The following is an 18,438-nucleotide window of genomic DNA, read 5'->3' on the forward strand; positions in this document are numbered from 1 at the left end:
GGAACACTTATTTATGACATTAGGAGCGCGCGTTCTGAAAACAGGAATCGCCATCGTGTTAGCTTTATTTCTAGCGCAACTTTTAAATGCACCAACTCCTGTTTTCGCAGGAATTTCTGCCATTTTTGCTATACAGCCAACTGTCTATCGTTCTTATTTATCGATCATTGAACAAGTACAAGGCAATATCATTGGTGCTATTATCGCAGTCATCTTTGTATTAAGCTTTGGTAACAACGTTTTTATTATTGGACTTGCCGCCATCATTGTTATTACAATCAACTTAAAATTACACTTAGAAAAGACAATTACTTTATCTGTAGTTACCTTGATTGCCATTATGGAATCACCTACAGATGATTTCATTACCTTTGCGATTATTCGCTTCTCGACGGTAATGCTCGGAATTCTTTCTGCTTCGACTGTCAATCTGATTTTTATACCACCTAAGTATGAAAATAAATTGTACAATCAACTTTCCGATTTAAGTGAGGAAATAACAAAATGGATCCGCCTAAACATTAGACATGCATCGGAACATAGTCTGTTAAAGAATGATATCGATAAAATGTCGGAACGTTTAATGCGCATTGATCAGTTATATATCCTGTACAAAGAAGAGCGGAATTATTTTAAAAGAACAACTTTATTAAAAACGAGAAAATTAGTCATTTACCGGCAAATGATTGCCACATTAAAGAAATCTTTTCAAACCTTGAAAAAGATTCATCGATATGAAAATGAGTTATTAAGTTTGCCGGAGGATTTTCAAAATATTATTCAACAGCAGCTTGACTGCCTTATTCACCATCATGAACATGTCATGCTTAAATTTATTGGAAAAGTAAAGCCAAATGTTGTTTTTGAAGAAGGCAGCATTTCTCTTGACCGAAATATGCTTTTCCAAGAGTTAATGCTTTACTATAAAGAGACAGAACCATCCGTACTTGAAAATGAAGAAGAATTAAAGCAATATCATATGATGCAAATTGTTTCTGCCATTATTGAATATGACGAGAATGTAGAGCATCTAGATACATTAATCACTTCCATTCAAGTTCATCATCAGCATGAAGCTGATGTAACGATTGAAGAGTAAAATAAAAAAGGATCCAGTACTTGCTTCTGGATCCTTTTTTATCTCTAATTTCCTAATTGCTGAATTTGAAATAGATCGTGATAATGACCTTGCAATTTCATTAGTTCCTCATGTGTACCATCTTCCATAATTTTTCCATGTTCAATCAAAATGATGCGATCGGCATGAGTAATCGTAGATAAACGATGGGCTACAATTAGGGTCGTTCTGTCTTTGGCCAGTTCTTCTAGTGATTCTTGAATGGACTGTTCACTTTCCAAGTCTAAGGCAGAAGTGGCCTCGTCCAAAATTAAGATTGGCGGGTTTTTCAAGAATACACGTGCAATTGCTACTCTTTGCTTCTGACCGCCGCTTAATTTCACGCCTCTTTCGCCCACTTTTGTTTCATACCCTTCTGGAAGCTGGGTGATAAAGTCATGAGCATTGGCAGCTTTAGCAGCGGCAATTACTTCCTCTTCAGTCGCATTAGGCTTTCCTATCATAATATTTTCCCTAATTGATTCACTGAAGAGAATATTTTCTTGCAGAACCATTCCAATTTGATCACGCAAGGAACGTGCTTGCACATCTCTGATATCTATTCCGTCTAAGAGAATTCTCCCTCCTGTTACATCAAAGAATCTTGGAATAAGACTTATCAAGGAAGACTTACCGCCACCGCTCATCCCAACAAATGCTACTGTCTCTCCTTGTTTAATATGTAAGGAAATATTATCTAATACTTTCGGATCGTTTGTATCGTAAGCAAAGTCCACTTCTTCAAAAGTAATATCTCCTTTTACATTTGTACAAGGAACTGCATTTGGTTTATCTTGGATATCATATTTTTCATCAATTAAATCAAACACCCTGTCCATTGATGCGATAGACTGTGTTAAGGTCGTAGAGGAATTCACTAATCTTCTCAATGGATTATATAATCTTTCAATATACGCAAAAAATGCCATCATCGCTCCAAGCGATATATCGCCATTCAATACTTGGTAGCCTGAATAGGCAATTACAATCAGTGGCGAAATATCGGTAATCGTATTGACGACAGCGAACGCTTTCGCATTCCATTTCGTATGATTGACCGCTTTTTCCAAGAAGGTATTATTATACTTTTGGAAATGCTTTTGTTCATGATTTTCTGTCGCAAAGCTTTTAATAACCGAAATTCCTTGGACTCTTTCATGAAGAAAGCTTTGTACGCCTGCTAAAGCTTGGGATCTTTCTCTTGTTAATTTGCGTAAATTCCCAAAAAAGTAGCTAACGGAAAGCGCGTAAAACGGCAGTAAAATAATAGAGACAAATGTTAGCTTTACGTCCATCGTGAACATGATTCCGATTGTAATCAAAATCGTTACGGCATCTAACCATAAATTCATTAGGCCGGTTAAAATAAAGTTTTTCGTTTGTTCCACATCATTTATGACACGGGAAATAACTTCCCCTGCACGGGTATTGGAATAATATTTCAGGCTCAATTTTTGCAGATGCATAAAAAGCTGATCTCTAATATCATACAGAATTTTATTAGAAGTCCATTGAGCGAAATATTGACGATAGTATTCAATCGGTGGTCTCACCACGATAAAGACAATGGTCATAATAATCATGATTGTCCACAGATTGCTCATTTTAGTGGCCTGATCTAAGGCTGGATTATTGATAATATCATCAATTACATATTTTAATAACAATGGAATTAATAGCGGAATGGCAAATTTCACAATGCCGATAATGATTGTACCTATAATTTGCCATCGGTATGGCTTTACAAAGGTCATATACCTTTTAATACTGTCCACATATACTCCCCTCTCTATGTTGCATTTGTTCTTTTTCCTTTTTTTGTGTTTGGAAAACTTCATTTTAGCTCATTCTGTTAAAAATACTGTGAAAGATAGCGCGTAAACTGGTGAGCATGGCTGATCTGCTCAGTGCTCTTTTGAAACGGGCACAGAGGGACGGGTCTCTTTTACCTTTTTCCACTCTTTCTTCTCAGTTCACGCATTTTCTTTTCGCTTCGGACACAGAGAGCCCCTCTCTATTTCCTTCAACTCACTTTCAAAACCAAATCGGGCACAGAATCGATCCCCTCTAAACATCACTCATTCCCCAAACCAAACGGCCCACGAGCCATCAATCTTCGAACTCTTAATCGTTTTAATAACAATGAACCATTTTATCACTATTCGCAGCGAATGCATAAGAAAAAAGCCTGCTGAAATTCAACATGCTTTTTTCAGTCATCCATATTAACTTCTGTACGTTAAGTATCTTTCATACCACAAATCAACAAAATCTGGTGCAAAGGGACCTTTTCTTTGTCTTATCCAATGTATTAATTGCGTTACTTGCGTCTTCAAAATACGATCAATGACCTCTGGATATTTCATTTCTTGGCGGTGACGTTCATACTCATCTTCATCTAGTAAATTGAATGTCATATCCGGAAAGATTTTGATGTCCAAATCATAATCAATATACTTAAGTGCCTCTCCATCGTAAATAAACGGTGAGCTTAGGTTGCAATAATAATGAATGCCATCTTCTCTAAGCATGCCAATGACATTAAACCATTGTTGGGAATGAAAATAACAGATTGCCGGTTCACGTGTTACCCACGTTCTTCCATCTGATTCCGTAACAATTGTACGATCATTGCCACCTATAATTAAGTTCTGCGTCCCTTTAAGTATTGTTGTTTCGTCCCAGATTCGATGGATGTGCCCATTATGCTTATAACTGTGAATTTGTATTGGTTCACCCTCGATAGGTACGCCCATTTTTATTTCTCCCCTACTTTCTATTTACGGACGCTTTGTAACCTGTTACATACTAAAAGCGATTCATTATTTCCTTTAAGGCAACAAAGTACGATTCCTCTTTTTTCTTATTATAACGGTTCTCTAGTAAATTTAAAACAAAAGAACCATTGAAATTACACAATGGTTTTAAATATTCCATATTTTTATGAACTAGATGATAGTTTCAGTTCATTTTCTTGGTAGACTTTAATAACTTTTTCTGTTTGTAATTCAAAGATTTTTTGTATTTTCTTTAGCTCTTCCTTCATATTGCTGATTTCTATTTGCACTTCTTTTAGTTCCGTTTCTTTTTGGAGAATTAGTAGTTGTGCTTCTATCTCTTCACACCTTTCTAATTCTCCTTGTAAATATAGCAGTTTTTCCATAATTCGCATTTGCTCTCCAACTAAACCATTAAATACATCCATGAAAAAACACATCCTACTCTTCATTTTTAGGTACTGTATTGATTTATATGTTTCAACTTATAAAAAGGGAACGGCCCTTTTTCTATTAACTCTACCTTTTACTATTTCTTCGTATGTATGTTAATTCCTTTGACTACTTCTGTAGACAAAGAAGAAGTTTTGTCGAACATAAAAAGTTTCGATAACAAAAGCAAAGGGCACTCTCCCGTAAGTGAAGTGCCCTTTGTTTGCATTATTTGCTTGTGTTTTGAGATTTTCTAGATTCAGCTTGTTGATTTTGCTTTCTTACTTCTGAAGCGTTTGTTTCGCTTGCAAATTCAGTACCAAATTGTTGACCTTGGCCTGCTTGAGCGTTTTGTTGTTTTACTTCTTGAATGTTAGTTCCACTTTGTGTAGCACCAGCTTTTTTAGCCATGAATATCACCTCCACGCCTATTAATTTGTCCCAGACACTTCGTTTCTATCCAAAGTTTTTTATTACCAATAAAATCCATATCGATAGAAAAAAAAAGGAGTTCTCCTTTATAGGAAATCTCCTTTTTTCCACAAACCAAACCGCCCGGCCCGCTTATACTAGCAACGAAATACCGCCATCCACAATAATCGTTTGTCCTCTTATCATGCTTGCATCATCGCTTACTAAGAACATGACGGTATTGACGAGATCTTCCATTTCGACCATTCTGCCAGCCGGTGTTTTTTCCGCTGCCGCTTGAAGCAATTCTTCTCTATTTGGAAAATGTGTTAATGCCTCGGTATCAACTGCTCCACCGGAAACAGCATTTACTACAATATTTTTCGGTGCTAATTCTACCGCTAAATATCTAGTTAAGGCCTCTACAGCAGCTTTACTCACTCCAACTGTTGTATAGTTTTCTAAATAGCGAATCGCTCCCAGCGAGCTGATGCTAACGATTTTTCCGCCTTTATCCATTAGCTTCGCTGCTTCTTGCGCACAGAATAATAAGGCTTTACTATTAATATTCATTGTCCAATTCCAGTGAGATTCTTCTAACTCCATAATTGGTCGTAATACCCCAGATGCTGCGTTGTTAATAAATACATCTAAGCGCCCAAACTCTGCTTTTACTTCTGCAAACATCGCCTTTATTTTGTCTACATCTCCAACATTCGCTTTTACTAGAAGCACTTTTCTGCCAAGCGCCGTAATCTCGTCAGCAGTTTCTTGTGCTGCTTTTTTGCTTCTTGCATAGTTGATAACAATATCATAGCCTTCTTTGGCTAAGCGAATGGCTGTTGCCTTTCCGATTCCTCTACTGCTTCCTGTAATTAATGCTACTTTGTTTGTCATTCTTATTAATTCCTTTCCCATCCATTTACTTCTCATTTTACCTCTATTCATGCATACTTCGCAATCAACATACACACAATAGAGGAGAATACGGGAAAAGTAAAGGAAGGTATAACACATGTATGTTGGCAGAGATATGACCGAATTAGCCCTTATCGCTAAATCAGATTGGAAAGATAATGAACTTGCCTACTTTCATCACTCCCTGCAGCAAATGACGCCTTATCTCAATAGCGAAGGTGTCAGTATTCACCGCAGCATCATAGAGGAAATGGAAAACAGAGGCGGGTTAAAAAGAAACGAAGCTGATTATACACATGGGACAGAAGTAAGCTATGAGTAATAGGGGATGACCACAAATGGTCACCCTTTCTTCACTTGCTCTGGTAAAAATTTCAGCATCTTCTGATGAGATACAGGGAATGGGAATGGTGCAATTTCATCCGCATTTACTCTTCTGATATCTTCCTTTTCCTCTTTTAATGCTATTAACTTTCCGCTATATACATTGATGTTCCAGATCAAATGTGAAAAAACATGTTCAATCCTAGTAATCATTTCGCCAACTTCTACTTTAGCCTGATAGTCTTCTAACAGCTTCTCCTCAAGCTGTGCTTTCTCGCTCTTTAACACTTGAACAATTTCCATATTAGGAAATTCCCATAAATTTGCCAGCAATCCTGTATTTGGCCGTTTATGAATCAATGTTCGTCCCTCTTCATCTGTTAAAACGACTGCCGCAAGCTGGATTGACTTTTGTTTCTTCGTTTTTGTCTTTACAGGAAGCTCTGTAACAGTCCCATCCTCAAAGGCATGACAATGCTCTCTTACTGGACAAAGCAGGCACGAAGGAGAAGTTGGTGTACAAATTAAGGCACCGAGCTCCATAAGCGCTTGATTGAAAAAGGACGGATTCTCATGCGAGATCAGCACACGTACTGCTTCTTCAAATGTCTTTCTTGTTTTTGGTTTTGCAATATCTTCCCAAATCGAGAGAATCCTCGATAAAACTCTCATTACATTTCCATCAACAGCAGGTTCTGGAACTCCATATGCTATACTCAAAATTGCACCGGCTGTATAAGGTCCTACTCCTTTTAAGGACGCAATTTCTTTCGGAGTATCTGGCACTTTGCCCCCGTACTTTTCATGCACTTCCTTAACAGCAGCATGTAAATTACGCGCTCTTGAATAATAACCTAATCCTTCCCAGGCCTTCAGTACTTTTTCTTCTTCTGCCTCTGACAACGCCTCAATGGTTGGAAATTGAGAAATGAATCGATTAAAATAAGGGATAACCGTATCTACCTTTGTTTGCTGAAGCATGATTTCAGATACCCATACTTTATAGGGATCTTGATCTTGTCTCCATGGCAGTTCCCTTTGTTCCTCTGTAAACCAATTTAATAAATCTTCTCTAAACCGCTCGACATCTACTTGATTTTTGATTATTTCTTGCCTATCTGTCACGATTAACCTCCAGATGTTAATTATTAATTTTTTTTGGGAATAACAATATATAGATTTCTTTTACTACTATTGGACATGGTGTGCATCATAGGATGGAATGGGATAGAATGAAAGTAGCACAAAATGATTCACGTTCTTACCAATAGCCAAGTTTGATAGCAATAATAAGTATAAATATGTAAATTTGCCTCATTTTAAATAGAAGAGCTATTTTTTGATAAAATTACGCGTTTGTCCGATTGTTTGCCAACTTTATTTATTATTTAATAACATTATCCGTATTTTTCATTATGCGAATATGTTAACTGTTTGTAGTGTATCTTTTGTTAAGAAAAAAGAAAAGGATATTTTTATTGTAATTATGGTGTTTTCATCCAAATAATTCGGAGAGAAAATCAGGGAGGTTTGGTATTTTGGATACAGGAACACATATTGTTATGGGGATTGCGCTTGGCGGGTTAGCCACGTTAGACCCAGTTGTTGCTTCTGATCCTGCAACAACAACTGGTGTAATAATCGCCACTATCATCGGCTCACAAATACCAGATATTGATACAGTATTAAAATTAAGAAATAATGCTGTTTATATACGCAACCATCGTGGAGTGACACACTCCATCCCAGCAGTACTTTTGTGGCCCCTACTTATACTTGCTGTCATGTACCCGCTTTTCCCAGAGGCAAATTTGTTTCATTTATGGCTTTGGACGTTTATAGCTGTTTTCCTGCATGTATTTGTCGATATATTTAATGCCTATGGAACACAGGCTCTACGTCCTTTTACAAATAAATGGGTCGCATTGGGGATTATTAATACATTTGATCCCATCATTTTCTCCATGCATATTGTAGCAATCTTATTTTGGGTATTTGGATCAGATCCTGGATATACCTTTTTAACTTTATATATCGTACTGATTGGCTATTACCTTCTGCGGGTATTTACACAACGGCAGGTAAAAATAAATGTGAAAAAAAGAATTCCAGATGCAAAGGAAATCATTTTATCGCCAACCATGAGATATAACCATTGGCGTATCGCTGTGATGACCGACGACTCCTTCTATGTCGGCAGGTCCCATCAGCACGAAATTGAAATTTATGATAAGTTCCATCGTATTCCAGTTCCAGATACACCAGTCCTAACCGCAGCTCAAAAAGATAAGAACCTATCTGCTTTCCTATCCTTCTCTCCTGTATTTAGGTGGGAAGTTATCGAGCTGGATGACCAATACCAAGTCCGCTTCATTGATTTACGCTACCGAAGCAACGGGCACTATCCATTTGTCGCCGTTGTTCATCTCGATCTAAACTTGAATATCATCACTTCCTACACAGGCTGGATCTTTAGTGAAGATAAGCTGAAAAAGAAACTCGATATCTTAACCAATTAGCATGAAAAATGGTCGACTTTTAAAGTCGACCTCTTTTTAATGCAATTTCTTTTTATCATCTGCAAGGAATTCTTTATATTTTGGGTTTTCAGCTACAAATTCATGAAGCTTTCCTCCGTAGTTCTCAATCCACTGACTAACAACTCGTTCCGTTACTTCTTCTCCCTGATATTTACGACCCGCTTTAGCATAGGTTGCCTCAAAATCCTCCCATAATAATTCCACCCATGTTTGTGCTTGGCCAACTGAAATAAACGAATTAAGCTCCAATAGCCGCTCCACTAATTTCTTCTGTGCTTCATGCATTATTTCATTCCTTCTTTCTTTTTTGTTTTTACTAATAGATTGCTGGTAATTAACAAATACTATCCATTGTAATAAACAAAGTTGAAGTTTATTACCTTTGACTTAGTTGATTCTTTGGAGGTATGACGATGGGAAATGTAGATAATACAAATGATGTTAAGCTTGAGGGAGAACCGAGAGCAAAAACAGAATACGCTTCGAAAAGAGCCAATGGCACAATCAATACACATCCTCAAGAGAGAATGCATGCTTCCTCACATCGCAAACCAAAAAAATAAGCAGATTTTTATTCTGCAGGAAAGAGGGAGAGACCACTTTTGGTCCCTCCACTCTTTTCCTTATGCTTTCTTCTTTAATAATGCGATTGGAATCCCCTCTTCTTGGCTTCCATCTACTTGTCGCTTTCCCCACGCAAAAACGCCATTCATATAATCGATTTGAAAAAGAACTCCTGGATCGCCTTCTATTTCATATATTTCATTAGCTTTATAATCTTTAGGATTTAATAAATACGATTTGGCAAGAACTGCTTTTCTTTCTAAAACAGCATATTCATTAACCATACCAAGCTGCTCTGCTTTTTTTGCTTGATCATTTAAAGTGGATATTTCCATACGGAGCTCGTGTTCTGTCATCATGCTATATCTTTTTGTCAGCATTTATATTCCCCTCCACTACCAACTAGTTTAATAAAAATCCTCAGAATCGGCAAAAAATCAGCTTTCATTTCTACTGAAGTTTGTTGTTAACACTACGCCGATAACTAATTAGTCTTCATTTTCTATTTCGTCTAAATACTGTTCGATAAGATCCATAGAGAATCCTTTACGGTATAAGAACTGCTTCATTTTTTGCTTGAATTCATATCCAGTGAACTTGGCAAATTTTCTTCTTGCCTTCTCCCCATGGATACGAACGGTTTCTAATTCATCTGTATCCATTTCCACAATCTCCGGCATCCTTTTTACTTGTTGGATAATATCAGAGGTATATCCCTTTCTAACAAGAGTCTGCTCTAATTTCTGGATGATAATCTTCTTAGAATCCTTTTTCTTGCCAGCCAAAAATTTTGCAACAATTTTCTTCGCTGCTTGCATTTGATCCTCATAGGAAAGCTCCTCCATCGAACGTTCGATTAATTCCCGCTGGATCCCTTTTTCCCTTAATTCTCGTCTAATCGTTTCTGCTCCTTTGGTTGTCGTATTCCGTTGAGTGCGAACATAGGAAAAAGCGTAATCCTCATCATCGATGAATTTCATTTCCTTTAACTTTGTCATTACCTCTGCAACCAATGCATCATTTTCCATTTTAGCGGAGAGATGCTTCCTTACTTCCATTTCCGTTCTTTTTACCTTAGACAAATACCGAACGGCCATATGATATCCTTTTCTTATTTCGTCTGTATATTGGATTTCATTTAATAAGAGCGAATCCAGCTCCATCCCTTTTCGTAGCTTATATTTAATTAGAACTGTTTCATCTACGCTAAATGCATACACATCTTTTCCCTGCTTCAGGGTAAAAATATTATAACGGTCATTCAATTCCTTCTGTCTTGTTATTTTGCTTATAATCATTCCAATCACCACGTTATCTATTTTTCGCCTTCTCTAAATCATCCCATGCGAACTTTATCTATTTCAAATGTAGCACATAAAAGGTGGAAAGGCATACTTTTGCCTCTCAACTAATTTACCTTCGCATTTTGAATCTAATTTATATAACTAGGGAAGAATAAAGAACATAGTAGAAAAAATGGAAAGGATTGTTGTGATATGGAAGGGAAGAAAAAGCAAAAACCAAAGCACACACTATCTAGTATGCAAGCCGTAACCTATCAACATGAATTTAAAATGGCTGATCGAGCAGCTAATAGAAAAGATACTAAATAAACGTTTAGAGGAAGAGATGGCTTACATCATTCTCTTCCTCCCCCTTTTTAAAACCCTTACATTTTTGTGGATAACCAAAACCTAATTCTGTTGATAATGTGGATAACCCTGTGGAATACTTTAATTTCCGCCATTTACCTTGTTAGTAATTAAGTTGATAACCTCTCCATTTTTCCACAATCACTATTGTGATTATTTTCTGAAAAAACCATCAACCAACTTCCCTCTCTTGTGGCTAATTTGTTTAACTTTTTCACTAGAAATAATGCTGAAAGAGTATTTTATTTCCCCATCTACCATTCTAAAAACGAAGAACCACTTAATCACTGCAGAAATTAAGTGGTCCATCATGATTTATTCCCCTTTTATGGCCCGTTTTCGTATAACCAAGGATATACTTAAGCCCGCTACCAACAGGAATAATCCTCCGATTATCCAATTATATTCGTTTGTTGCAGTGTTCGGTAATGTTTTCCCTGTGTTGTCAGTCTGCGGATTTTCTGCACTTGGCTTATCTGTTCCCGGTTCTTCTGCTCCTGGCTCTTCTGCTCCTGGATTTTCAAAAAGTGATTGCATTTCGGTTTCTGTAAGAACAATTCCATCATATACGCGTACTTCATCCATTAAACCTTTAAAGGGCATGTCCCAATAGTTTACACCTAAACTAAATTGGGCATTAACGGTTGTAAAGACATCTGGAAAATTCCCATCAGAAAATTTTTCCTCTCCATTAATGTAAACCTTTGCTTCTCCTTCATTTACCGTAAATCCGAAATGTGTCCATTCATTTTTGGGGATTATAGAGTCAGATACCGCATCATACCATTGGTCACTATTATGGGACCATACCTTTGTCACATTCTGTGCATTCGGCACAAGACTAATCCAATTATTCTCTGTTCTCGCACCGAAGAAAGTCGTTGTAAATTCCGTGATTTCTTCCGGTTTCATCCAAAGTGATATGGAATACTTATTACTTGCAATTAAACCATCTGCCAATTTAAGTCCAGATTCTCCGTTAAATTTAGCAGCATTCCCTGCAATACCCTTTGCAAACGTAACTTCCCCTCCTGTATTGTGAATGCGATCACCTGTTACTATTGCATCGGCCTGATTACCAGATCGATCTGCAAACCCATCATTAAAGTCATAATAGGCAGTTAATCTCCCTTCCTCTTCTGCTAATACATGAACCATTACAGACAATGTTTCTTTCGCATCCCCTAAAGTAATAGTTGCTGTTAATTTTACATCAGCATTTTCAGAACCAAATGGCGGTCTTGTTACAATCCCATCATTGGAAATGATTTCTGGCTGTGAAGATTCCCAGACAATGGCTGTACCTTGCGCTGCTTGAGTTGGCAAGGAGATATCCTTGATTGCCTCGGTCGGAATGGCCTTAATTAGTTCCGCTTTCACACTTGCTACCACTTCTTGGTTTGATTTACTATCCACACGACTTCCCCAAATTACGACTCCCTCACCAGACATAGCACTAAAGGTCATCACCCATTTCGCGGCTGCAGGATCATATTGACGAATAAATACGCCATCATATATTTGTCCTTCTATCTCAACTTCGACTCTGTAATCATCGTATAGCTTCCATGTCCCACTTACAGCACCGGAAACTGTCTTATCTGCATTTAATTTAATCCATTGCGATTCTGTTAATTTCCCCGTAATCTCTTTGCCGTGATTGATATACTTATAATCACCAACAATATCTTTCTCAGACACAGTCTCTATTGTTTCACCCGCATATTGAAATGGAGTTGGCACTGGCCATTTCTCCTTGTTTTTAAAGGTTTGATGGACACGCACTTGATGCAGTTCTCCTTGCTGAGGGAATCGAGCATGTGTCACAATAAACTCTTTACCAAGTTCTTCGTCTATCAAATAAGAATTATGTCCTGGTGACATATATCCTGTTCCTATCCCACTGCCCTCTTCTCCAAGATCTCTTTTAAACAAGAAATTCCCCATCATTTTATTCCCAATTTCTTTATGATCATCATTGCTCGGGAAATTCCCTGGCCCTAAATTAAAGCTTTCTGGAAAAACAGCAGCATTACCAGCGGCGTCTTCATACGGGCCATCAATCTTTTTTGATCTAAACTGCCTCATTTGATAACCACCGTCAGAAGCTAATCCACCGTACGTAATGTAAAGATAGTAATACCCTGTTTCCTTATCGTAAACAGCATATGTTCCTTCCCCAGATCTTCCATATCCCCCAGCAATCTTCGTACCGAAATATCGATCAACTATTCTGCCATCCGAGGTTTTTCCATCCTTTCCAGGATAAATGGGTACACCAGCTTTCTTATCTAGCGGCAAAATAAACGTTCCACCTGACCAGGAACCATATGTCATCCATAAATCTCCATTCTCATCATAGAGAATATTTGCATCAATCCCATTCGTATAAAGGGCGTTATTATAATTTCCCTCACTTGTAAACCAATCTGGATTTACATTATCTAAAGTACCGTCTGCAATCAAATCTGCGATATTCGTATTTTCCCAATGTTTATTAATCACACTCTTATTATCAGTCGTTTCAAAATTGGTAAAACCAGAATATATAATAGTATCCCTATAATCATAAGGCCCCTCTATATTCTTCGATACAGCAATGCCTATCGCTGAACGAATATAGGTAGAAGATACACTATAATACAACATATAAGCTCCCTTTGAACCATCATCCCAAGCATAATCTTTATTCCAAAAAATATCAGGAGCCCATACAGAATAACCCCCAGTGCTATCTGCATCATTTTCCCCTGCCCATTTAAAAGACTCTGCAAGATTTTCAGACAAATTCCCATAGATTGGATTATTTTCTGGCGCTTGATATTCACTTGTCACCAGAGAAGTCCAATTCATTAAGTCCGTTGATTTGGCTGCTGCTATATGTGATCCAAAAACATAATAAGAGCCATTATTCCCTTTAATGATGGACGGGTCGTGAACGGAAACATGCTGAAATTCGATTGAATCAGTTTGAGAGCCTTCTGCCTTTACCTGTTTCTCCTTTTCATAAGGCCATGGAAATAGTACGATTATGACCAACAAAAAAACTAACCCTTTTTTTATAACACACTTCACCGTTTCATTCTCCCCTTCACTGCTTTCGTTTGTAAACGCATACATTTCTATCCATAATAAATCCCATCTTATCTACATTTTTTGATAGGAAGTCTTGTGATGTACAGAACCAAAGTGAACGTTCAGATTTTTTATGTAAAATGGGGTACAATATGGATGCCTTTCGATGATACTAATATTTAATCAATTAATTAAGATTAACTTTTACATTAACTATATTTCCACCCCTTTCTTAACTTCTATCTTACCCTACTCCCCATTAGCTTACTATATTCCCAATCCTTAAACAATAAAAAAACCATATTTCATGGTAATATTCATATAATTATCAAAACTAATCTACTTACTATCCTATGTTTATGTCCCTTAATAAATACTATTTTAGATTACAAAAATAAACAATAAATGTTTTTTATCTTTATTTAATTAATATATTCATTAATTATATATTCGTTTGATTTTATGTAGATAACACCCTCACCGGTAGCAGTACTATATTTCCTCTGCCATTTGGAAAAACAAGGTTGTTTTATTCCTATCATCCCATGAAAGATTCAAAAAACGCATCCATTCTTACAAGCGCTCCCTTTCAAACAGCTGAAAATTCCCTCTTGTTTCAAGTAAGCAATTTCGGGAAAATAGAACTAACTAATACTTTTATTTAAATAGACAGACTCTAATTTGTACGTTTTGATTAGGCTCGTGCTATAATTAATAAATAGTATTAATTTTGTAAAAATGTTAAAGGAGATCTGTTTATGACAAAATTCACTGGCTACATTGGCACATATACAAAAAAGACTAGTAAAGGTATTTATTCATTTGTATTAGACACAGAAGCGAAAAAAATCACAGATGTTTCTCTAGTGGCTGAAATTGAAAACCCTACCTATTTAACGGTTACAATCGATAATCAGCATTTATTCGCTGTCGGTAAAGAAGGCTCTTTAGGTGGTGTTTCTGCTTACTCTATTCATTCAGATGGCAGTCTTGCCCTTATTAACAGCGAATATTCGGAAGGAGCATCTCCTTGCCATGTAAGTGTAAATGCAGACAAAACGCTTGTTCTATCTGCAAACTATCATAAAGGAACTGCCGAATCCTATCCGGTACATACAGATGGCTCATTAAGCAGTGCTGCATCTATCATCGAGCATACAGGGACAGGCCCAAATCCAGCTCGCCAAGAAAAACCTCATATGCATTTTGCTGGATTCAGTCCTAATGATCAATATGCTGTTTCTGTTGATTTAGGAACAGACCGAGTAGATACGTACAAGCTTGTTGATGGAAAGCTAGAAGAAGTTAGCAGTTTATCCGTTAAACCTGGAAGTGGTCCAAGACATATCGCCTTCCATCCTAATGGCAAATTTGCTTATGTCATGACAGAATTAAGCAATGAAGTCATTGCATTATCTTTTAACGCTGAAACTGGAGCATTTGAGGAATTACAATACATTTCTACACTACCGATTGATTTTACGGAAAATAGCCAAGGAAGTGCTATCCATCTTTCTTCAGACGGAAACTATGTTTATGCAGGAAATCGCGGCCATAATTCAATTGCGATTTTCCAAGTAAATGGGGAAACTGGTCAATTAACCTTTATTGACAGAACTTCAACAGAAGGAAACTGGCCAAGAGATTTCGTTCTAGATCCAACAGAACAATTCTTGCTTGCATCCAATGAACAATCGGATACCCTTACTTTATTTGAAAGAGATACAGTTACTGGAAAACTAACTTTATTGCAATCAGAGATAGAAGCACCAGAACCAGTATGTGTAAAATTCTTAAATAATTAATTCAATCATAAAAAAGGAGAAGGTCTCGTAAAAAGCCTTCTCCTTTTTCTCTGTCCTTAAGCTAAGTAAGCTTCCTGCACTTGTTTATTGGTAATCAACTCTGCTCCTGTTCCTTCTAATACAATTTCTCCTGTTTGAATGACATACCCTCTACTGGCAATTTGCAATGCTTGGAAGGCATTCTGTTCTACTAATAAAATTGTCATTCCTTGGTTATTGAGCTCTTTAATAATTTCAAAGATTTGCTCGACAATAATTGGCGCAAGGCCCATGGATGGTTCATCCAACATTAGGACTTCTGGCTGCATCATAAGCGCTCGCCCTATTGCCAGCATTTGCTGCTCGCCACCACTCATGGTTCCTCCTTTTTGCTCGACTCGTTCTTTCAATCTCGGAAAATACTCAAATACTTTTTGCATTCTTGCTTCCGTTAATTGTTTATCCTTTACAGCAAAAGCGCCAATTAATAGATTTTCTCGTACAGATAGCTTAGGAAAAATCCGCCTTCCTTCTGGCACTTGGGAAATCCCTAAAACGGCTGTCTTATGTGCTGCTATATTAGCAATATCTTTTCCATTAAAAAGAATACTGCCTTTTTTGATTGGAACCTGGCCGCTAATAGATTTAAGGGTTGTCGATTTGCCAGCACCATTACTTCCAATGAGGGTAACGATCTCTCCTTTATCAACATGTAAACTAATTCCTTTTAATGCCTGAATTCCTCCATACCAAGCTTCTATATCCGTTAATTCAAGTATCTTTTCCATGCTGATTCCCCCTTTAAGCAAGTGATACTGCTCCTTTTCCTAAATAGGCTTCAATTACTTTCGGATTGGAACGTATCTCTTCCGGACCACCTTCTGCAATTTTTTCTCCATGATCCAATACGATGATATGGTTTGAAATTTCCATCACCAGCTTCATATCATGTTCAATTAAAATAATGGTCAAATCATATTTCTTACACATATCTTGAATTAAACCGGTTAATAGACTTGTTTCCTTCGGGTTCATACCAGCAGCAGGCTCATCTAATAATAAAACGCTAGGCTTTGTAGCTAGAGCCCGAGCAATTTCTAATCTCCGTTGTGCTCCATATGATAAATTTGCCGCTGCTTCATTTAATAGATCAGCAAGCCCAACATATTCTAATAGGCGATATGCCTCTTTCATTGCTTTCTCTTCCTCCTGTTTAGCCTTTGGCAATTGAAGCAATGTCCCAACCAAGCTGCCTTTGATATGGTTATGCATTCCGACCATGACATTTTCCAATACGGTAATATCACTGAAAAGGCGGATATTCTGAAAGGTTCTGGAAATTCCTTGTTTCGCTACGACATGCGGCTTAAGCCCGGCAATTGTTTTTCCGTCAAGGAGAATTTCCCCAGATGTGGGTTTATACACCCCTGTTATCATATTGAAAAAAGTCGTTTTTCCCGCTCCATTCGGTCCTATTACCGCTGTGATAGAATTCCTCTCGACAGACATATCAATATTGGAATTCGCAACAAGTCCACCAAACTTTTTCGTCAATCCTTTCACTTCGAGTATATTCACTTGTGCCCCTCCTTAAGCAATATAGTAGACTCCTGCTTTTCTGTTATGCTCTCTTTTAATTTCTTGACATTAACCTTTTTATTTTTTGCCGGTATTAATCCTTGTGGACGATATAAGGTCATAATAATTAAAAGGGCACCGAAGATAAATCTTTGCATTTTTGCTGGAGATAAGGCATCAGGAATAGTGGTTACTTGGCTTAGCCACCCCGTTAATTCGGTTAGCACCTGTAAGTTTAATATCGTTACAACTGCCGCTCCCAGAATAACACCTGGCACACTTCCCATTCCTCCAAGGATGACCATAACAAGAATGGTCGTAGATTCTAAGTAAGTGAAACTTGTTGGATCCACAAACATCTGCTTTGCGGCAAACACAACTCCCATCATTCCGGAAAACGATGCCCCAATAGCAAATGCCGTCAACTTTGTTTTTACAAGGGGAATTCCCATCGCTTGTGCAGCAATCTCATTTTCTCTGACCGCCTTCCAAGAACGGCCTAATTTTGTATGTTCCATTCTAGTCACAGCATAAATTACAATAATAAACATAACTAGCACAATATAATAGAATTGGTTCGGCTGTGACAAAGTAATACCAAATAGTTCAGGCTGTTGAATACTTGGCAGCCCCATCGCTCCATTCGTGATATTTACTGGCTTATCTAAGTTATTAAATACAATCCGGATTATTTCCCCAAAACCTAATGTAACAATAGCCAAATAATCTCCTTTTACTCTTAATACTGGAATCCCTAATAAAACCCCAAATAGAGCCGCTACAAATAAACCAATGATAATAAAAAACCAAAAGCTATTTCCGGACAATGGATATGTTCCAAAGGGCATGAAGTTATTCGCTTGTGCTGTCGCAAACACGCCATATGTGTAGGCGCCAACAGCAAAGAAAGCAACAAATCCTAAATCAAGCAACCCTGCAAGACCAACAACGATATTCAGCCCTAAAGCCATACAAACATAAATCCCTACCATAGTTGCTACTTCCATATATGCTTGATAGGATGGTCCTTGACTAGCTGAAACCGGGAGAACAATTACTAAGATAAGTAAAGCAATTCCCCACTTCATTTTATTTCCGAGATTCATATAATATAGGAGTAATAGCGATAACAATAATAGTAAAAAAGCAATCACTGATTTTTGCGAGAAAGCCAATGCAGCAGTAGTCACCAATACATACGCAAAGAAAAGAATAATTTGGGCAACTTTATTTGTTTGGATGGTTTTAATCATGTTAGCCATCTTT

The 18,438-nt window shown here is 37.3% G+C and carries 19 protein-coding genes; 6 read left to right on the plus strand and 13 right to left on the minus strand.

The window, feature by feature from the left end; all coding sequences use genetic code 11:
- Window positions 1-13: 13 nt before the first annotated feature.
- The gene (locus tag NSS71_RS20680; RefSeq protein WP_047944910.1) at window positions 14-1,099 is read left to right on the plus strand and encodes an FUSC family protein; all 1,086 of its coding nucleotides are present in this window, start codon (window positions 14-16) and stop codon (window positions 1,097-1,099) included.
- Window positions 1,100-1,143: 44 nt separating this feature from the next.
- On the opposite strand, the gene NSS71_RS20685 is transcribed toward NSS71_RS20680, so the two are convergent.
- The 5 genes from NSS71_RS20685 to fabL form a co-directional block, all read right to left on the minus strand.
- A complete protein-coding gene (locus NSS71_RS20685) occupies window positions 1,144-2,892 on the minus strand; it encodes an ABC transporter ATP-binding protein (protein WP_061800636.1) in 1,749 nt (582 codons plus the stop codon).
- 450 nt (window positions 2,893-3,342) lie between these two features.
- The gene (ntdP, locus tag NSS71_RS20690; RefSeq protein ID WP_047944913.1) at window positions 3,343-3,873 is read right to left on the minus strand and encodes a nucleoside tri-diphosphate phosphatase; all 531 of its coding nucleotides are present in this window, start codon (window positions 3,871-3,873) and stop codon (window positions 3,343-3,345) included.
- Between the two features lie 185 nt (window positions 3,874-4,058).
- Window positions 4,059-4,322, minus strand: a complete 264-nt coding sequence (locus NSS71_RS20695) for a YgaB family protein (protein ID WP_047944915.1) — start codon at window positions 4,320-4,322, stop codon at window positions 4,059-4,061.
- A 232-nt stretch (window positions 4,323-4,554) separates the two neighbouring features.
- Entirely contained in the window at window positions 4,555-4,737 is a 183-nt protein-coding gene (locus NSS71_RS20700; RefSeq protein ID WP_047944917.1) for a gamma-type small acid-soluble spore protein, read from the minus strand.
- Between the two features lie 153 nt (window positions 4,738-4,890).
- A complete protein-coding gene (gene fabL / locus NSS71_RS20705; protein WP_047944930.1) occupies window positions 4,891-5,634 on the minus strand; it encodes an enoyl-[acyl-carrier-protein] reductase FabL in 744 nt (247 codons plus the stop codon).
- A gap of 118 nt (window positions 5,635-5,752) precedes the next feature.
- On the opposite strand from fabL, the gene NSS71_RS20710 reads away from it, so the two are divergent.
- On the plus strand, window positions 5,753-5,977 hold the full coding sequence (locus tag NSS71_RS20710; RefSeq protein ID WP_047944918.1) for a hypothetical protein: 225 nt from the start codon (window positions 5,753-5,755) through the stop codon (window positions 5,975-5,977).
- A 20-nt stretch (window positions 5,978-5,997) separates the two neighbouring features.
- On the opposite strand, the gene mutY is transcribed toward NSS71_RS20710, so the two are convergent.
- Complete coding sequence (gene mutY, locus NSS71_RS20715; protein ID WP_047944920.1) at window positions 5,998-7,104, minus strand: A/G-specific adenine glycosylase; 1,107 nt, start codon at window positions 7,102-7,104, stop codon at window positions 5,998-6,000.
- Window positions 7,105-7,517: 413 nt separating this feature from the next.
- Between mutY and NSS71_RS20720 the strand changes: the two genes are divergently transcribed.
- On the plus strand, window positions 7,518-8,498 hold the full coding sequence (locus tag NSS71_RS20720) for a metal-dependent hydrolase (protein WP_047944922.1): 981 nt from the start codon (window positions 7,518-7,520) through the stop codon (window positions 8,496-8,498).
- 36 nt (window positions 8,499-8,534) lie between these two features.
- Here the strand turns inward: NSS71_RS20720 and NSS71_RS20725 are convergent, their stop codons facing one another.
- Window positions 8,535-8,804 carry a YfhJ family protein gene (locus tag NSS71_RS20725; RefSeq protein ID WP_047944924.1) on the minus strand — a complete coding sequence of 90 codons (270 nt, stop codon included), beginning with the start codon at window positions 8,802-8,804 and terminating at the stop codon, window positions 8,535-8,537.
- A 128-nt stretch (window positions 8,805-8,932) separates the two neighbouring features.
- Between NSS71_RS20725 and NSS71_RS20730 the strand changes: the two genes are divergently transcribed.
- Window positions 8,933-9,082: a small, acid-soluble spore protein K gene (locus NSS71_RS20730; protein WP_047944925.1), complete on the plus strand. Its 150-nt coding sequence runs from the start codon at window positions 8,933-8,935 to the stop codon at window positions 9,080-9,082.
- Between the two features lie 60 nt (window positions 9,083-9,142).
- Here the strand turns inward: NSS71_RS20730 and NSS71_RS20735 are convergent, their stop codons facing one another.
- Both NSS71_RS20735 and recX read right to left on the minus strand, forming a co-directional pair.
- Entirely contained in the window at window positions 9,143-9,463 is a 321-nt protein-coding gene (locus NSS71_RS20735; RefSeq protein WP_047944926.1) for a YfhH family protein, read from the minus strand.
- A gap of 108 nt (window positions 9,464-9,571) precedes the next feature.
- On the minus strand, window positions 9,572-10,381 hold the full coding sequence (gene recX, locus NSS71_RS20740; RefSeq protein ID WP_341151998.1) for a recombination regulator RecX: 810 nt from the start codon (window positions 10,379-10,381) through the stop codon (window positions 9,572-9,574).
- A 198-nt stretch (window positions 10,382-10,579) separates the two neighbouring features.
- Here recX and NSS71_RS20745 point away from each other — a divergent pair, with 198 nt between their 5' ends.
- Complete coding sequence (locus tag NSS71_RS20745) at window positions 10,580-10,696, plus strand: YfhE family protein (protein WP_082138460.1); 117 nt, start codon at window positions 10,580-10,582, stop codon at window positions 10,694-10,696.
- Window positions 10,697-11,050: 354 nt separating this feature from the next.
- On the opposite strand, the gene NSS71_RS20750 is transcribed toward NSS71_RS20745, so the two are convergent.
- The gene (locus NSS71_RS20750; RefSeq protein WP_341151999.1) at window positions 11,051-13,810 is read right to left on the minus strand and encodes a lipocalin-like domain-containing protein; all 2,760 of its coding nucleotides are present in this window, start codon (window positions 13,808-13,810) and stop codon (window positions 11,051-11,053) included.
- Between the two features lie 758 nt (window positions 13,811-14,568).
- Here NSS71_RS20750 and NSS71_RS20755 point away from each other — a divergent pair.
- On the plus strand, window positions 14,569-15,615 hold the full coding sequence (locus NSS71_RS20755) for a lactonase family protein (protein WP_172865025.1): 1,047 nt from the start codon (window positions 14,569-14,571) through the stop codon (window positions 15,613-15,615).
- A 56-nt stretch (window positions 15,616-15,671) separates the two neighbouring features.
- Here NSS71_RS20755 and NSS71_RS20760 read toward each other — a convergent pair whose 3' ends face one another.
- The 3 genes from NSS71_RS20760 to NSS71_RS20770 are packed head-to-tail and all read right to left on the minus strand — an operon-like array spanning window position 15,672 to window position 18,434.
- Window positions 15,672-16,382, minus strand: coding sequence for an ABC transporter ATP-binding protein (locus tag NSS71_RS20760; protein WP_047944670.1), 711 nt, complete (start codon window positions 16,380-16,382; stop codon window positions 15,672-15,674).
- Between the two features lie 13 nt (window positions 16,383-16,395).
- Window positions 16,396-17,172 carry an ABC transporter ATP-binding protein gene (locus NSS71_RS20765; protein ID WP_047944647.1) on the minus strand — a complete coding sequence of 259 codons (777 nt, stop codon included), beginning with the start codon at window positions 17,170-17,172 and terminating at the stop codon, window positions 16,396-16,398.
- Window positions 17,169-18,434 carry a branched-chain amino acid ABC transporter permease gene (locus NSS71_RS20770; RefSeq protein ID WP_047944648.1) on the minus strand — a complete coding sequence of 422 codons (1,266 nt, stop codon included), beginning with the start codon at window positions 18,432-18,434 and terminating at the stop codon, window positions 17,169-17,171. Before NSS71_RS20770 ends, NSS71_RS20765 begins: the two co-directional genes overlap by 4 nt.
- Window positions 18,435-18,438: the final 4 nt, after the last annotated feature.

Source organism: Niallia sp. FSL W8-0951 (assembly GCF_038006525.1).
Taxonomy (GTDB): Bacteria; Bacillota; Bacilli; order Bacillales; family Cytobacillaceae; genus Niallia; species Niallia circulans.

Coding starts and splice junctions, on each gene's coding strand:
- NSS71_RS20680 (WP_047944910.1), top strand. CDS start 14: ATGACATTAGGAGCGCGCGTTCTGAAAACAGGAATCGCCATCGTGTTA.
- ntdP (WP_047944913.1), bottom strand. CDS start 3,873: ATGGGCGTACCTATCGAGGGTGAACCAATACAAATTCACAGTTATAAG.
- NSS71_RS20695 (WP_047944915.1), bottom strand. CDS start 4,322: ATGGATGTATTTAATGGTTTAGTTGGAGAGCAAATGCGAATTATGGAA.
- NSS71_RS20700 (WP_047944917.1), bottom strand. CDS start 4,737: ATGGCTAAAAAAGCTGGTGCTACACAAAGTGGAACTAACATTCAAGAA.
- fabL (WP_047944930.1), bottom strand. CDS start 5,634: ATGACAAACAAAGTAGCATTAATTACAGGAAGCAGTAGAGGAATCGGA.
- NSS71_RS20710 (WP_047944918.1), top strand. CDS start 5,753: ATGTATGTTGGCAGAGATATGACCGAATTAGCCCTTATCGCTAAATCA.
- NSS71_RS20725 (WP_047944924.1), bottom strand. CDS start 8,804: ATGCATGAAGCACAGAAGAAATTAGTGGAGCGGCTATTGGAGCTTAAT.
- NSS71_RS20730 (WP_047944925.1), top strand. CDS start 8,933: ATGGGAAATGTAGATAATACAAATGATGTTAAGCTTGAGGGAGAACCG.
- NSS71_RS20735 (WP_047944926.1), bottom strand. CDS start 9,463: ATGCTGACAAAAAGATATAGCATGATGACAGAACACGAGCTCCGTATG.
- recX (WP_341151998.1), bottom strand. CDS start 10,381: ATGATTATAAGCAAAATAACAAGACAGAAGGAATTGAATGACCGTTAT.
- NSS71_RS20745 (WP_082138460.1), top strand. CDS start 10,580: ATGGAAGGGAAGAAAAAGCAAAAACCAAAGCACACACTATCTAGTATG.
- NSS71_RS20755 (WP_172865025.1), top strand. CDS start 14,569: ATGACAAAATTCACTGGCTACATTGGCACATATACAAAAAAGACTAGT.
- NSS71_RS20760 (WP_047944670.1), bottom strand. CDS start 16,382: ATGGAAAAGATACTTGAATTAACGGATATAGAAGCTTGGTATGGAGGA.
- NSS71_RS20770 (WP_047944648.1), bottom strand. CDS start 18,434: ATGGCTAACATGATTAAAACCATCCAAACAAATAAAGTTGCCCAAATT.